The organism is Vibrio sp. YYF0003, assembly GCF_036350715.1.
In the GTDB taxonomy this organism is placed as follows: domain Bacteria; phylum Pseudomonadota; class Gammaproteobacteria; order Enterobacterales; family Vibrionaceae; genus Vibrio; species Vibrio natriegens.
Window position 1 is genome coordinate 335,411 of record NZ_JAZDWA010000005.1, and the last position, 15,218, is coordinate 350,628.

The window sequence follows — 15,218 nt, forward strand, 5'->3', positions numbered from 1 at the left end:
GAAAAGGAATAAAATGGCGATTAAAGTACTAGTCGTTGATGATTCGAGTTTTTTCCGTCGTCGCGTTAGCGAAATCATCAACTCAGAATCGCGCCTTGAGGTGATTGACGTAGCTGTTAACGGCAGAGAAGCGGTAGAAAAAGCCAAATCTCTTAAGCCTGACGTCATTACCATGGATATTGAAATGCCCGTGATGGATGGCATCACGGCAGTTCGTGAAATCATGGCTGCGTCACCGACGCCAATCCTGATGTTTTCGTCACTGACTCATGATGGAGCGAAAGCAACGCTGGATGCGCTGGAAGCGGGTGCTCTGGATTTCTTACCGAAAAAGTTTGAAGACATCGCGCGCAACCGCGATGAGGCGGTATCGCTACTTCAGCAGCGCATCATTCAGATTGCGTCTAAGCGTGCTTTCTTACGTCGTCCTGTTGTCCGCACATCTCCAGCGGCAACAGCGTCACTGACTCGACCGCTTGCTACGCGCGATCCGATCCCGGCTGCACCAAAGCCTCGCTCTTCGGTGGCGAAGTATCGAGCATCCGGAAAACGATATCAGCTCACGGCCATCGGTACGTCGACAGGTGGCCCTGTGGCACTGCAAAAGATTTTGACGCGTTTGCCTGTGAATTATCCGCATCCGATCGTGCTTATTCAGCACATGCCGGCAACTTTTACCGCCGCTTTCGCCAGTCGCCTGAATACGCTGTGCAAAATTCAAGTGAAAGAAGCGCAGGATGGCGATGTATTACAAGCTGGCGTGGCGTATCTCGCTCCGGGCGGTAAACAGATGATGGTCGATGGCCGCGCAGGTGTAGCGAGACTACGCATTATTGATGGCGGCGATCGAATGAACTACAAACCGTGTGTCGATGTGACCTTTGGTTCAGCTGCGAAAGTGTACGGTGATAAAGTGCTCTCGTTAGTGCTAACCGGAATGGGTGCTGATGGCCGGGAAGGCGCACGCATGTTGAAATCGGCAGGTTCAACCATTTGGGCGCAAGACGAAGATAGCTGTGTGGTTTACGGTATGCCTCAGGCCGTTGCGAAAGCGGGGATTTCGTCTGAAGATTTACCCCTGGACCGTATTGCTGAGCGCATTCTGGTCGAAGTGGGGTTAGCGTAGGATAGATCATGATCGTTTGGAGTGTAGCTAACCAAAAAGGTGGGGTAGGCAAAACCACCACCACAGTGACATTAGCTGGTCTTTTAAGTCAGAAAGGTCATCGCGTGCTTATGGTCGATACCGATCCGCATGGTTCACTTACGACTTATCTCGGTTATGACGCTGATAACGTGGCATCAAGCTTGTTTGATCTTTTTCAGCTTAAGACCTTCACGCATGAAACCGTAAAGCCGTTGATTATTAAAACGGAACTGGACGGTATGGACATCATTCCTGCCCACATGTCTCTTGCGACGCTGGATAGGGTGATGGGCAATCGCAGTGGTATGGGGCTTATCCTGAAGCGAGCGCTCAAAGCGGTTTCCCAAGATTATGATTACGTGCTGATTGACTGTCCGCCGATTCTTGGTGTGATGATGGTGAATGCGCTTGCCGCAAGTGACCGTATTTTGATTCCGGTGCAGACAGAGTTTTTGGCGATGAAGGGCCTTGAGCGCATGATGCGCACCCTGAGTATCATGAAAAAATCACGTCCGAATGGTTTTAACGTCACGATAGTGCCAACCATGTACGACAAGCGCACCCGAGCTTCATTGCAGACCCTGACCCAACTGAAGCAGGACTACCCAACGCAGGTGTGGTCATCGGCCGTACCGATTGATACTAAGTTTCGTGATGCGAGCCTGAAACATCTGCCCGTTTCGCACTTTGCATCTGGCAGTCGCGGTGTCTTTGCGTATAAGCAGTTACTGATTTATCTGGAGAGGTTAGCGCTCGATGAGTAATCATGATGTCATATCCAGTGAACAGGCACTTGATGATTACTTCTGCGCATTGCTAGACGAAGACACTGAGCTTGAAGAGCTGGATGAAGAATTTGACTTACTTGCTCAAGAACTCGCATCTTCAGAGCCAGAGCCAGAGCCAGAGCCAGAGCCAGAATTGCAGTTGCAACCTATTCAAGATGAGCCTTCTTCATTTCGAGAAAACAATACTCCTGAGCTGGAAGCCCCTAACTTAGAAGACGTAGAACGTTTATTAAGTCAGCTTGAGTCGACCAATGTGGTTGACGAACTGGATATCGAAGAGATTCTGGCCCAGAACACCGTGGCGATTGCTCAGCAAGCTAAGCCGAGTTTGGCAGAGGCTTCTCAGTCTGCAGAAATGACTGAAGAAATTCAGGAATGGGTTACCGAAGTGCCGGTTATCGAAGTAAACCAGCCTGAAATAATCTCGGTTCAACCAGAACTTGAACAAGTTATCGAACCTGAGCCAGAACTGGCAGAGGCTTCTGAGTCCAAAGTTTTAGTAAGCTCATGGGAAACGACTCAGCGAAGTGAAGATTTTCAGGTGCTTTACTTCGATGTGAACGAAGTGATGTTTGCGGTCGCTCTCGATGAGTTAGGTGGCATTCATCGTATCACTGAACTGAATCATTTGATTGGTAAACCCGACTGGTATTTGGGGCTACAGACCAATCGAGAGCAAAAGTTTGATGTGGTTGATACCGCAAAGTGGGTGATGGCCGACAAGCTTTGCGGGGAAGAATACCAAGATAACTACCAATATGTCGTCATGCTTGGTGAGAGCATGTGGGGGTTAGCCAGTAACCAGTTGATGGGGACTGAGACGCTCAATGTCGACAACGTTCGCTGGCGTGAAAAGGCGGGAAAACGCCCATGGCTAGCGGGCATGGTGAAAGAAAAAATGTGTGCTTTAATTCACGTCCAAGCACTTATTGACATGCTAAACGCTGGTTTAGATGTCAAATCAATGAATTAGAATGAAGTCGGGAACGACATTAACGAGGATTAACTATGTCTCAAGCTTTTGAAGTTGAAGTGAAGAAAGATTCCACAAATGACGAAGTGCTTCAGTGGGTGACGTTCCAACTAGAAGAAGAAACGTACGGCATTAACGTTATGCAGGTACGTGAAGTTCTTCGTTATACAGAAATTGCACCTGTACCTGGTGCGCCAGATTACGTGCTGGGTATTATTAATCTGCGTGGTAACGTCGTTACTGTTATCGATACGCGTTCACGCTTTGGCTTAATTGAAGGCGAAGTGACGGATAATACACGTATCATCGTTATCGAATCTGAGCGTCAGGTGATTGGTATTCTGGTCGACAGCGTTGCTGAAGTGGTTTACCTGCGTTCTTCTGAGATCGATACCACACCTTCTGTGGGTACGGACGAAAGTGCGAAGTTCATTCAAGGTGTTAGCAATCGCGATGGCAAGCTTCTTATCCTGGTTGATTTGAACAAGCTATTGACTGAAGACGAATGGGATGACATGGCTCATCTGTAATTGGCTGAATGATCATGGCTGAAGTGAATTTTTTATCTATCCCCGTCATTGCTGGTGGTGTCGCTTTTATAGTGTTCGCACTGCTCGTTTTGCAACTGCGTATTCGCTCCGGTTTGCAAAGGAAAATCGAACAGCAAAGAGCCCAAACTCGACACACTGAGAAAGAAGTACAGAAACTGAGTAAGCAGCTACTGGAAGTTCGATCTGTGGTTGTTGGCTTAGGGCAAAAGGTTACCGAGCAACAAGATATTATCCAGCACCTCAACGAGCGTATTCGCGAGCTGGAACATGCCGATACAGACGGGCGCTTGTATAGCCGAGCCTCCAAAATGGTTCAACTCGGCGCGGATATTAACGAGTTGATTGAAGAGTGCGAATTACCTAAAGCTGAAGCTGAGCTAATGTTATCGCTACAGAAAAAGCTGGCCGGGAAAGAGAAAATTCCGCCACTCAGTAGCCGTCCTTCAGAGATGTCGAGGCATCCATCGTCAGGCATACGACGTTAGTTATAAAAGAAGCTTCGGCTTCTTTTTTTAATCTACCGCCCAAAACGGTAGGTTTTCTCTCTTATGAAATTAAGGCCTCATCCTCATTAATCTTTATAACCATTTATGGTTATATTTATCGAATTGTGTAAGTAAGTTAACAAAAATTCATGAACTTACTTACATCTCTTGGCTCTTGTTCTGTTTCGTCTTATCTAAGCTGTGCTAATATAGCCGCTCGTTCATTATTTAGTTGAAGCCCTATGTTAGAAGTGTCTAACCTTACTGCGATCCGTGACGAAAGGGTCCTGTTTGAAAACCTGAAATTTACGATAAAACCAGGCGAACTAGTCCAGATTGAAGGGCGAAACGGAACGGGCAAAACGACGTTATTACGCATTGTTACAGGGTTAGGCGACAGAGAAGACGGTATTATCAAATGGAAGGGAGAAGAGGTTGAAAAGTCTCGTGACATCTTTCACCGGGATCTACTGTTTCTGGGCCACCAAACGGGCGTAAAACGTGAACTTACCGCATTAGAAAACTTACGTTTTTACCAGTCTATTCATAACAACCAAATCTCCGATGAAGAAATCTTTACTGCGTTAACTCAAGTTGGGTTAGCAGGAAGAGAAGATATTCCCGTCGCTCAACTTTCAGCTGGTCAGCAACGCCGCGTAGCGCTGGCGAGGCTTTGGCTAAGCAAGCAAATCTTGTGGATTCTGGATGAACCACTTACGGCGATAGATAAGCAAGGTGTCAAAGTGTTAGAGGCTTTGTTTGCTAATCATGCTGATAATGGTGGAATTGTGATTTTGACCACACACCAAGATATGTTTTCTGATAGCCCGAAACTTAGAAAAATAAAACTGGGTGATTAATATGATATCGGCCATGACTACTATTATCCGTCGTGAACTCTTGATTGCGTATCGCCGTCAAGCCGACATTCTGAACCCACTTTGGTTCTTTATTATTGTTATCACATTGTTTCCTCTGAGTATTGGCCCCGAGCCTAATTTGTTAGCACGTATTTCAGCAGGCATTGTTTGGGTTGCTGCATTGTTGTCTGCATTATTATCATTGGAGCGGCTGTTTCGTGACGACTTTCAGGATGGTGCATTAGAGCAAATGATGCTTATGCCTATTCCATTGCAACTTGTGGTGATTTCGAAAGTCATAGCACATTGGCTGTTAACAGGGTTGCCTCTGATTTTAATAAGTCCTCTGTTGGCGGTTTTACTTTCTCTGGATTTCGATACTTGGCTGGCGGTTGTACTTACGTTATGTATCGGGACACCGGCGTTAAGTTTTATTGGTGCCATTGGAGTGGCACTGACGGTTGGGCTACAAAAGGGTGGTGTACTTTTAAGTTTACTCGTTCTTCCGCTCTATATCCCGATTCTGATTTTTGCAACGTCTGCCATTGATGCCGCAGCGCTTGGTGTAGCGTATAACGGCCAACTGGCGGTGCTAGGCGCGATGCTGATGGGAGCGATGACCCTCACACCATTTGCAATAAGTGCAGCGTTGCGAGTTAGTGTTAACTAACATTAACCAATAGTCCCTTTACTACGATTGGTATTAATAGGACTTAAATAATGATTAAAGCACAGCGATGGCTTCGGCCTCAGAGATTGTGCCCCTATAAAGCAAAAGTGAGATTGAAATATGTGGAAATGGCTACATCCTTATGCCAAGCCTGAAGCAGCGTACCGCCTTAGTGGTAAGTTTCTGCCTTGGTTTTCTGTATTGGCCCTCGTATTTTTAACGGCAGGTACCATTTGGGGGCTGGCATTTGCGCCTTCAGATTACCAACAGGGTGATAGTTTCCGAATCATTTATATCCATGTCCCGTCTGCAATGTGGTCGATGGGCGCTTATCTGTCGATGGCAATTGCTGCTTTCATCGGTTTGGTATGGCAAGTTCGACTCTCAGATATGGCGGCGTTAGCAATGGCCCCTATCGGAGCGGTATACACCTTTATCGCACTTGTGACCGGTGCTGTATGGGGTAAGCCGATGTGGGGGACTTGGTGGGTGTGGGATGCTCGCCTGACTTCTGAGCTCATTCTTCTGTTTTTATATCTGGGTGTTATTGCGCTTTACCATGCTTTTGACGACCAGAAGACCGCAGCAAAAGCAGCAGGTATTCTAGCGATCGTTGGTGTTGTGAACTTACCGATCATTCACTTTTCTGTGGAATGGTGGAATACGCTACACCAAGGCGCAACCATCACAAAATTCGAACAACCATCCATCTCAGCTGACATGCTCTGGCCTCTGCTGCTGAATATCTTTGGTTTTGCGTTCTTCTTTGGCGCTGTGACGATGGTGCGTTTCAGAAATGAAATCATCAGCAAAGAGAGTCACCGCCCTTGGGTACGTCAAATTGCAACAGAAAAAACTCAGTGAGGTAGTGAATTATGTATTTTGAATCTCTGAGCGACTTTTTTGCCATGGGTGGCTACGCATCATACGTATGGAGCTCATTTGGCATCACGTTTCTATCGATGCTGATTCTCTTAATCACCAGCCTTCGTCGCGGTGATGCATTATTGAATGAAGTGAAAGCAAAAATAGACCGTCAAGCTCGAATTGACGCAGCGAAGAATATGGAGAACACCTTATGAACCCGAGACGTAAAAAGAGGCTAGGTATTGTACTGGCTATCTTTGTCGGTATTAGTGCCACCATTGGCTTGATGCTTTACGCGCTCAACCAGAATATGGACCTTTTCTACACGCCTACGGAATTGGTCAATGGTAAGCCTGATGGTACTAAACCTGAAGTTGGTCAACGTCTACGTATCGGTGGCATGGTAGTAAACGGCTCAGTTCGCCGTGATCCTGACTCTTTGAAAGTCAGTTTTGACCTACACGATATCGGCCCGAAAGTGACCGTAGTTTATGAAGGTATTCTTCCGGATTTGTTCCGTGAGGGGCAGGGTATTGTTGCACAAGGTGTCTTGCGTGATGCGACCACTATTGAAGCATTTGAAGTACTAGCAAAACACGATGAAGATTACATGCCGCCAGAAATCGCTGCAGCGATGGAAAAGACGCATGAACCAATGAAGTACAGCTCTGAGCAGACACAAGGAAGCGGCCAATGATTGCAGAAATCGGTCACTTTGCCCTCATACTATCGCTTGCGATGGCAGTGCTGCTGAGCATACTGCCACTCTGGGGGGCATCAAATAACAACACCATGCTGATGAACACCGCTCGTCCTCTGTCGTGGTCGATGTTTCTCATGTTGTTGTTCTCGTTCATTATTTTATGCTGGGGTTTTTATACCAACGATTTTACCCTGCAATATGTGGCAAGTAACTCGAACAGCCAGCTACCTTGGTACTACCGTTTAACTGCGGTGTGGGGTGCACACGAAGGTTCACTACTTCTTTGGGTGTTGATTCAGGCAGCTTGGACAGTTGCTGTCGCGACATTCAGCCGTGGTATGCCACAGGAATCTGTCGCGCGCGTGCTGGCAGTAATGGGGATGATTTCGGTCGGCTTCCTGATGTTTATTATTTTCACATCAAGCCCATTCCTACGTACCTTGCCGTTCTTCCCGATTGACGGTCGTGACTTGAACCCACTTCTACAAGACCCTGGGCTGATTGTTCACCCTCCGATGCTTTATATGGGGTATGTAGGTTTCTCGGTTGCGTTCTCATTTGCTATTGCTTCTTTGATGACGGGTCGTTTAGATACCGCCTGGGCTCGCTGGTCTCGTCCTTGGACAACGGCGGCGTGGGTATTTCTTACCCTAGGTATCGCGCTAGGTTCATGGTGGGCATATTACGAACTCGGCTGGGGTGGCTGGTGGTTCTGGGACCCAGTAGAAAACGCGTCCTTTATGCCTTGGCTGGCTGGTACCGCACTGATGCACTCTTTGGCCGTCACTGAAAAACGCGGCACCTTTAAAGCGTGGACAGTACTGCTTGCTATCTCTGCATTCTCATTGAGTCTGCTGGGGACGTTCCTGGTGCGTTCAGGTATTTTGGTTTCAGTGCACGCGTTTGCTTCTGATCCGGCCCGCGGCATGTTTATTCTTGCTTTCCTTGTATTTGTTATCGGAGGCTCGCTGCTACTGTTCGCGGTAAAAGGCGCATCGGTTCGTGTCCGTGGTAACTTCGATTTAGTGTCACGAGAGAATGTATTACTTGGCAACAACGTACTGTTGATCGCAGCACTGGTTGTTGTTTTAGTCGGTACATTGTTACCGCTGGTGCATAAGCAAATTGGTCTTGGCTCTGTCTCAATTGGCGCGCCATTCTTCGACATGCTGTTTGCATGGTTGATGATGCCATTTGCCTTCTTATTGGGTATTGGTCCGCTTATTCGCTGGAAACGAGATCAATTGTCATCAATCGTTAAGCCGATGGTGATCTCTGGCGTGACTGCTCTGGTACTGGCAGCGGTTTGCGTATACCTATTCGCAGATTTCTTCCAAATTATGGCTTACATCGGTTGGGTAATGGCAATTTGGATCATCGTCATGCACGGCTTCGAGCTTCACGAGCGTGCAACTCACCGACATAGCTTCGTCGAAGGCGTAGGTAAGTTGCAGCGCAGTCACTGGGCAATGATGTTAGGTCACATTGGTTTGGCGGTAACCGTTATCGGTATCGCGATGGTGCAGAACTACAGCATTGAGCGTGATGTGCGTTTGGCTCCGGGAGAACACTTCCAAATCCAGGGTTATGACTTCTATTTCTCTGGCTTGCGAGACAAAGATGGCCCTAACTACGATGGTTATATCGCGGATTTTGAAGTTACGCACAACGGTAACTACGTCAATACGCTGCATGCAGAGAAGCGTTTCTACCGTACTGCTAAGTCTATGATGACAGAAGCAGCGATTGATCGTGGCGTAACGCGAGATCTTTACATTGCGATGGGTGAGCGTTTAGAAGACAACCGCTCATGGGCTGTACGTATTTACTACAAACCGTTCGTTCGTTGGATTTGGGCTGGTGCTTTGATCATGGCAATTGGTGGTGGTCTGGCTATTTCAGACAAGCGTTACCGCTTCCGTAAGTCATCTAAGAAGAGTGCTAAGGCAAAGGAGCAGGTCGCACAATATGAATAAGAAAGTCTTGTTTATCCCGTTAGTCGCTTTCATGGTCCTAGCGGGGATCTTTGCAACCCAGTTGATGCGTAACCAAGAGGGTGATGACCCGACAAAACTTGAGTCGGTATTGGTGGGTAAACCTGTACCAGCCTTTCACCTTGAAGATTTGGCTGAGCCGGGTAAAGAATACGATCAATCTATTTTCAAAGGCGAACCTTTACTGCTCAACGTTTGGGCTACCTGGTGTCCAACCTGTTATGCAGAGCATAAGTATCTCAATGAACTTGCTGGTAAAGGTGTCAAGATCATCGGTATGAACTACAAAGATGATCGCACTAAAGCAGTAGGTTGGTTGAATGATTTGGGTAATCCTTACCTGATCAGTTTGTTTGACGGCAGCGGTATGCTTGGTCTGGACTTAGGCGTTTACGGAGCACCGGAAACTTTCATTATCGATGCTAATGGTGTTGTTCGTTATCGCCATGTTGGGGATGTCAATCCACGCAATTGGGCTGATACATTAGAACCGCTTTACAATCAGTTGGTTGAGGAGGCGAAGCTATGAGAAAGGTAATTTTAGCCGTATTTGCAGCGCTGACATTCTCGTTAGCGGCTCAAGCTGCTATTGAAGTGTACGAGTTTGACAACCTCAAACAAGAACAGCAGTTCAAAGAACTAAGCCACACTCTGCGCTGCCCTAAATGTCAGAACAACACGATCTCTGATTCTAATGCCGAGCTTGCTCAAGACTTACGCCATAAAGTGTATGAAATGACCAAAGAAGGTAAGTCTAAGGAAGAGATCGTTGATTACATGGTGGCGCGTTACGGTAACTTTGTGACTTACAATCCGCCATTCACCATTGCTACGGCTATCTTATGGCTGGGGCCGCTTTCTGTTGTACTGGGTGGCTTTGCTCTGATCGTATTACGTAGTCGCAAAATAAAAGCAAAAGTCGTCGCAAATCGTGATGAACAATGGGACGAACAAAAAGAAGCTCGCCTCAAAGCATTGCTTGAAGAAGAGAACGACGGAGATAAGAAGTAATGACACTATTTTGGATATCTACTGTTGTTCTTACGCTGATCGCTTGTGCTCTAGTAGCCATGCCGTTACTAAAACAAAAAGCGAACAACGATGAAGTACTACGCGATGAACTTAATAAAGCGTTTTACAAAGATCGTTTATCAGAGCTTCAAGAAGAGACCGAAGAAGGTTTGGTTGAAAGCCAGGAAGACCTGATTTCGGATCTTAAACAATCATTGCTAGATGATATTCCAGGCGATAAAGGGCACAAAGAAACAAAAATTTCTCCTATCGCGGTATTGGTTCCTTCTGTGGTGCTGACTGTTGTCTTGAGTTACGGTTTGTATTACCAATTTGGCGCATCTCAAGAAGTGGTTAGGTGGCAAGAAGTGTCGGCAAACTTACCTGAGTTGTCGAAAAAGCTGATGTCGTCTTCATCTGAACCTCTAAGTGATCAAGAGATGGAAGATTTAACCTTAGCACTGCGTACTCGTCTGCATTATCAACCGGAAGATTCAACCGGTTGGTTGTTGCTGGGACGTATTGCTTTGGCGAATCGTGATGTGACCACTGCTATCGATTCCATGGAAAAGTCGTACAACCTTGAGCCTCAAGACCCGGATATTATGCTGGGGTATGCGCAAGCTCTGATGCTTTCTCAGGAAGAATTGGATCAGAATACCGCGCGCTCTCTTTTGGGCCAGCTGGTTCAGCAGGATAGAGTGGATCTGCGAGTCTTCTCGCTGCTTGCATTCGATGCGTTTGAACGTCAAGACTACCCAGCAGCGATCAAATACTGGGGCGTAATGCAACAGATGATCGGTCCTGAAGATAGCCGCTATGAGATGCTTTCTCGCAGTATTGATAGTGCGCGTAAACAGATGGGCGAAGCGGTTTCTCCGGATAAAAGCGTGGCGGTTACCATCAGCCTTGCTCCTGAAGCTCAGGTCGATCCTAACGGAGTACTTATCGTATCTGTCCACCGTGCTGATGGCTCTCCAATGCCAGTAGCTGCGGCTCGTTACCCGTTAGCATCATTCCCGCGAACAGTGGTACTGGATGATGGCAATGCCATGATGCAAGGTTCAAAGTTGTCTTCATTGGATAAGCTTTTGGTGCGTGTACGCGTTGATTCTGATGGTAACGTGGCAACCCGTGATCATGACTGGCACGGTGAGAGTGGTGTCGTAGAGTTCGGGCAACCTGTTGAAGTTATTATCAATAAGCAATTTTAAAAGTTGCGAGTCATATCCGTATAGTGGTATGGCTCTAAACTATCGAGTAGAATGACAAAGGCCAGCTTATGCTGGCCTTGTTTTTATACTTAAGTGACTTCTAAACTGTATCTGAGTCATGCGTTTTATAGCAAGGTTGCTTAAGTATATTAATAGTCGTTATGGAACATAGAATGTATAACAAGGGTAAATCCATCTTCTTGATGCTGTTAGCAATTGGACTGGTTGGCTGTTCAAGTGCGCCTGAGGAGGCAGCAACAGAAGAAACAAATCAAACGACTTCTGATGCGTACGATCCGTTGGAAGGCTTTAACCGTGCCATGTGGGACATTAACTACGACTACCTGGATCCGTATTTAGTACGTCCGGTGTCATTAGCCTATGTGGAATACACGCCTACACCTATCCGTTATGGTATTGCTAACTTTCTGGCGAACTTAGACGAGCCAGCAAGTATGGTGAACAATCTGCTTATGGGTAATGGTGGTAAAGCCGTCGATCACTTTAATCGATTCTGGCTTAACTCCACATTTGGTCTCCTTGGCCTGGTGGATGTCGCCACCGCTGCGGGAATTACCAAATACGATGAAAAAGTTTTCAGTGATGCCGTCGGTCATTACGGTGTAGGTAACGGGCCATACTTTATGGTTCCGGGATACGGCCCTTACACGCTGCGTGAAGTCACCGATACAGTAGACAGTATGTATGTCCCTCTGACCTACCTAAACTTCTGGGCAAGCCTTGGTAAATGGGCTTTCGAAGGCATGGAAAAACGTGCGTTGCTTGTTTCTCAGGAAGCGCAGCTGGACAACTCACCAGATCCTTATGTTTTGACTCGTGATATTTATATCCAGCGCCAAAACTTTAAAGCAGAAGTGGAGACTGTCAAAGAAGTCGATGCAGAAGAAGAAGCTTACCTGGACGAATACTTAGACGAATTTTAAACCTCTCAGGTTTAAATAGCAGATACGAAAAAGGCTTAGCAGTTGCTAAGCCTTTTTTCTTCAATGGTGTATTCGATTAGAAACGGTAGTTCGCCTGAAGACCAATCAACCAAACATTACCCGTTGTTTCACCTACAAACTGACCACCAACTTGTTCTGCTGTATCGTCAGAATCATAACCGCGTGACTCTGTAATTGAGGCATCTTTCGCGATGATATAAGTGAAACCTGCATCTAAGCTGAAATCTTTTGTCCAGTCGTATGTTGCGCCAATGCTTAGCCAGGTACGATCGGTTTCTGGAATAGTGATAGTACGGTTTTTATCGCTAACGGCTGATGTGTCGTATGCAATACCTGTTCTTAACGCCAGTTGCGGCTGAAGCTGGTAGGTCGCACCTAACGCAAAACGGTAGTTATCTTCCCAGTTTTCAACTTTAACCATGTGCGTACCTGCGGTATCAAGGTGCGCTTCCAGTTTTTCGAATGAGCTCCAGTCAGTCCAGTTAAAACTCGCGTGCAGGGCAAGCTGCTCAGTAATCTGGTGGTAGCTTGCCAGCTCCGCAGTCGCTGGTAGCGTCAGGTACATGTAACCGTTGTCGCGGGTTTGTGGCAGTTGGGTACCAAAGCCAAAACCAAGACCTTCAGCATGACCCTGCAACTTCAGTTCTACTTCTGATTTGTATGCGAAGCCGATGCGGTGGTCGTCGTTGATCTGCCATGCCGTACCGACTTGCCAACCCCAAGCCGTATCATCACCTTCCATGTACTTCAGCGTGGTGTCTTGAGGAAGACCCAATGCGTTTGTGGCTGGTGTTGTTGCACCAAAGCTACCTTCACCAAGGATATAGCGAACGCCCCCGCCGATACTTACAGCGTTGTTAATCTTGTAGGCTGCATTCAGGTTGACTTCCATTGTGGTCACGCTGGCTTCGTTGCCGAAGTGTGATGCGGCAAAACCAGTACCAAGATCCGTTTCCATACCGTAGTTGGTTCCCAACGCTAAGCCGACAGCGAACTCGTCGTTGTACTGATGCGATAGGTAGAAGTTAGGGATGATTGCATCGTGAGCGAAGTCATCTGAAGACGCTGGAATGTTATTGCCGTAGAAATCGACGTCACCGTCTACATCAAGATTTGGATTCACATAGATAGCACCAACAGATACTTGTGTGCCTTCTAAGTAAGTGAGCATCGCCGGGTTTCGCCATTGTGCACTTGCATTATCTGCCATTGCTGCTTCACCTGCGTATGCGCGGCCTAAGCCTGTCGCAGAGAACTCCGCAAGTTGGAAACCGGCTGCATGAGTCGCGCTTGCTGTGCCCAGCAGACTTAGTGCTACTGTCATAGAAAGAAGGGTCTTGTTGGTTTTCATTTTGTGTTCGCTGAATTATTTAAAACGTGGGGTAAAATTTTAAAGATAGAGCTTTTACTTTAGAAATGAAAATCCGGAACGGACACGTTTTTAGTATTAAATTCTAACCAATTATCTTATAGAAGATTAAAAGCCTGGCTGTAAAAGAGTTGTGAAAGATATTCAGCGAACAGGTGTGCGTCCTAATATGGGTTTTTAGATACACGTGTTCACTGAAATAGCGTGTAGAATAACTCGCAGGTAAGAAAAAAGGCTGGAAATCCAGCCTTTTATATAGAAAGCTATTTGCAATAGCGACTAATACGTCAATTAGAAGCTACGGCTGTACTGTAAGCCAACTAGAATCGCGTCTGCGTGAGTTGTTGCACTTACACCAGTAGACAGTGTTGGAGTTAGTTGCGTTGTCTCATTCACTTTAACGTCATCACCTAATAGGTAGGTAAAGCCAAAGTCGATATTAGCTTTACTGTCAAGGTGGTACGTGAAACCAGTCGAGAACCACTGACGGTCTGAATCTGGTACAGAAATAGACGTTACATTGTCCTGTGCGCTGGTGTCGTACATGTAGCCAGCGCGAAGCGTCCAGTCATTGTTTAGGAAGTAGGTACCACCAATCGCGTAGTGCCAGCCGTCTTGCCACTGATAGTTTTTAGCGTAGCTGCCTGTTAAAGCACCTTGGTTGAGTTTGTCAAAATCGATTTGGTCAAAGTCTTTCCAGCCAATGTATTGTACGCTGTAGTGCACAGCAAACTGGGTGTCCTTGATTTTGTGGTAGCCAGAGAACTCAGCCATGTCTGGCAGAGGTAGCGTGATCTTCTGACCATCATCATCTTTAGCTTCAAATTCTGGACTGTAGTGGTAAGCAAAACCGAAACGGTTGTTTTCATCTAGCTCAAATACGGTACCTACGTTAAAGCCTACAGCCCAACCATCTGCGCCATCAACATCCAGCAGCGTGCCAAATACGGCATGCTCGCGTTTCATGGTTCCTTTACCGTAAATCACATCCAGGCCTGCACCAAAGCTCCATTGGTCGTTCAGACGGTATGAACCCGCCAGACCAAAGTTAGCACTTTTCACATCAGTCAGACCGCCGTACTCTTTAGCTAAGTAGTTATCTGAGAACTCAGTTTTTGTACCAAAGTTAGAGTAAGCATTCACACCCCAGGCAAACTTATCATTTACCGGCACGATTAGGTGGATGTTTGGTGCGAGAGCGGTATCACCTACATCATCTACATCTCCAACTGAAGTGCTTTGGCCTAGGAAGTTTGTGTAAGTAGCATCTTTAACTTCAATAAGTGAAGTAATAGTTTCAAAACCAACAGACAGTTCCATTTTGTCAAACAGCGCCATTGCTGCTGGGTTACGCGCCATTACTGAAGCGTTGTCTGCGATAACTGCATCACCAGCAAAGGCACGGCCAAGGCCAGTCGCTGATTGGGCATTAATTTGGAAACCTGCTGCCATCGTTTGACCTGAGGCAAAAGCTACCGTTACTGCTAAGAGAGTCTTTTTGAACAGACGCTTATTATAAGTCATGTGTTTTTCCTTATTAGATTCGTCTCTTTGGACGATAATTCGAGCTTTTGCTCAGTGGCGCAGATAGTAGTCACAAGAATGTTATTAACAAATCCGA

17 protein-coding genes are annotated in these 15,218 nt (G+C 46.6%); 15 read left to right on the forward strand and 2 right to left on the reverse strand.

Features of this window, described 5'->3' with window-relative positions; translation table 11 throughout:
• Window positions 1-13: 13 nt before the first annotated feature.
• From V1U08_RS16350 to V1U08_RS16420, 15 genes are all read left to right on the forward strand, one after another.
• Window positions 14-1,126 carry a protein-glutamate methylesterase/protein-glutamine glutaminase gene (locus tag V1U08_RS16350; protein WP_330471015.1) on the forward strand — a complete coding sequence of 371 codons (1,113 nt, stop codon included), beginning with the start codon at window positions 14-16 and terminating at the stop codon, window positions 1,124-1,126.
• Window positions 1,127-1,134: 8 nt separating this feature from the next.
• Entirely contained in the window at window positions 1,135-1,911 is a 777-nt protein-coding gene (locus V1U08_RS16355) for a ParA family protein (RefSeq protein WP_330471016.1), read from the forward strand.
• Window positions 1,904-2,908: a chemotaxis protein CheW gene (locus V1U08_RS16360; protein ID WP_330471017.1), complete on the forward strand. Its 1,005-nt coding sequence runs from the start codon at window positions 1,904-1,906 to the stop codon at window positions 2,906-2,908. The genes V1U08_RS16355 and V1U08_RS16360 overlap by 8 nt, the downstream gene beginning before the upstream one ends.
• Window positions 2,909-2,943: 35 nt before the next feature.
• Window positions 2,944-3,438 (forward strand): chemotaxis protein CheW, encoded by a 495-nt coding sequence (locus V1U08_RS16365; protein ID WP_330471018.1) that lies wholly within the window; start codon window positions 2,944-2,946, stop codon window positions 3,436-3,438.
• A gap of 14 nt (window positions 3,439-3,452) precedes the next feature.
• On the forward strand, window positions 3,453-3,944 hold the full coding sequence (locus tag V1U08_RS16370; RefSeq protein ID WP_330471019.1) for a DUF2802 domain-containing protein: 492 nt from the start codon (window positions 3,453-3,455) through the stop codon (window positions 3,942-3,944).
• Window positions 3,945-4,186: 242 nt separating this feature from the next.
• On the forward strand, window positions 4,187-4,804 hold the full coding sequence (ccmA, locus tag V1U08_RS16375; RefSeq protein WP_014232643.1) for a cytochrome c biogenesis heme-transporting ATPase CcmA: 618 nt from the start codon (window positions 4,187-4,189) through the stop codon (window positions 4,802-4,804).
• Window position 4,805: 1 nt separating this feature from the next.
• A complete protein-coding gene (gene ccmB, locus V1U08_RS16380) occupies window positions 4,806-5,474 on the forward strand; it encodes a heme exporter protein CcmB (RefSeq protein WP_014232642.1) in 669 nt (222 codons plus the stop codon).
• A 120-nt stretch (window positions 5,475-5,594) separates the two neighbouring features.
• Complete coding sequence (locus V1U08_RS16385; protein WP_014232641.1) at window positions 5,595-6,338, forward strand: heme ABC transporter permease; 744 nt, start codon at window positions 5,595-5,597, stop codon at window positions 6,336-6,338.
• An 11-nt stretch (window positions 6,339-6,349) separates the two neighbouring features.
• Window positions 6,350-6,556: a heme exporter protein CcmD gene (ccmD, locus tag V1U08_RS16390; RefSeq protein ID WP_014232640.1), complete on the forward strand. Its 207-nt coding sequence runs from the start codon at window positions 6,350-6,352 to the stop codon at window positions 6,554-6,556.
• Window positions 6,553-7,038 carry a cytochrome c maturation protein CcmE gene (gene ccmE, locus V1U08_RS16395; RefSeq protein ID WP_014232639.1) on the forward strand — a complete coding sequence of 162 codons (486 nt, stop codon included), beginning with the start codon at window positions 6,553-6,555 and terminating at the stop codon, window positions 7,036-7,038. Before ccmD ends, ccmE begins: the two co-directional genes overlap by 4 nt.
• Window positions 7,035-9,020 (forward strand): heme lyase CcmF/NrfE family subunit, encoded by a 1,986-nt coding sequence (locus tag V1U08_RS16400; protein ID WP_014232638.1) that lies wholly within the window; start codon window positions 7,035-7,037, stop codon window positions 9,018-9,020. The genes ccmE and V1U08_RS16400 overlap by 4 nt, the downstream gene beginning before the upstream one ends.
• Complete coding sequence (locus V1U08_RS16405) at window positions 9,013-9,567, forward strand: DsbE family thiol:disulfide interchange protein (protein ID WP_020334587.1); 555 nt, start codon at window positions 9,013-9,015, stop codon at window positions 9,565-9,567. The genes V1U08_RS16400 and V1U08_RS16405 overlap by 8 nt, the downstream gene beginning before the upstream one ends.
• Entirely contained in the window at window positions 9,564-10,049 is a 486-nt protein-coding gene (locus V1U08_RS16410) for a cytochrome c-type biogenesis protein (RefSeq protein WP_020334586.1), read from the forward strand. Before V1U08_RS16405 ends, V1U08_RS16410 begins: the two co-directional genes overlap by 4 nt.
• A complete protein-coding gene (gene ccmI / locus V1U08_RS16415; protein WP_065302725.1) occupies window positions 10,049-11,263 on the forward strand; it encodes a c-type cytochrome biogenesis protein CcmI in 1,215 nt (404 codons plus the stop codon). The genes V1U08_RS16410 and ccmI overlap by 1 nt, the downstream gene beginning before the upstream one ends.
• Window positions 11,264-11,436: 173 nt before the next feature.
• Window positions 11,437-12,207 carry an MlaA family lipoprotein gene (locus V1U08_RS16420; protein ID WP_014232634.1) on the forward strand — a complete coding sequence of 257 codons (771 nt, stop codon included), beginning with the start codon at window positions 11,437-11,439 and terminating at the stop codon, window positions 12,205-12,207.
• Between the two features lie 76 nt (window positions 12,208-12,283).
• Here the strand turns inward: V1U08_RS16420 and V1U08_RS16425 are convergent, their stop codons facing one another.
• Entirely contained in the window at window positions 12,284-13,579 is a 1,296-nt protein-coding gene (locus V1U08_RS16425; protein ID WP_330471020.1) for an outer membrane protein transport protein, read from the reverse strand.
• A gap of 309 nt (window positions 13,580-13,888) precedes the next feature.
• Entirely contained in the window at window positions 13,889-15,121 is a 1,233-nt protein-coding gene (locus tag V1U08_RS16430) for an outer membrane protein transport protein (protein ID WP_330471021.1), read from the reverse strand.
• Between the last annotated feature and the right edge of the window lie 97 nt (window positions 15,122-15,218).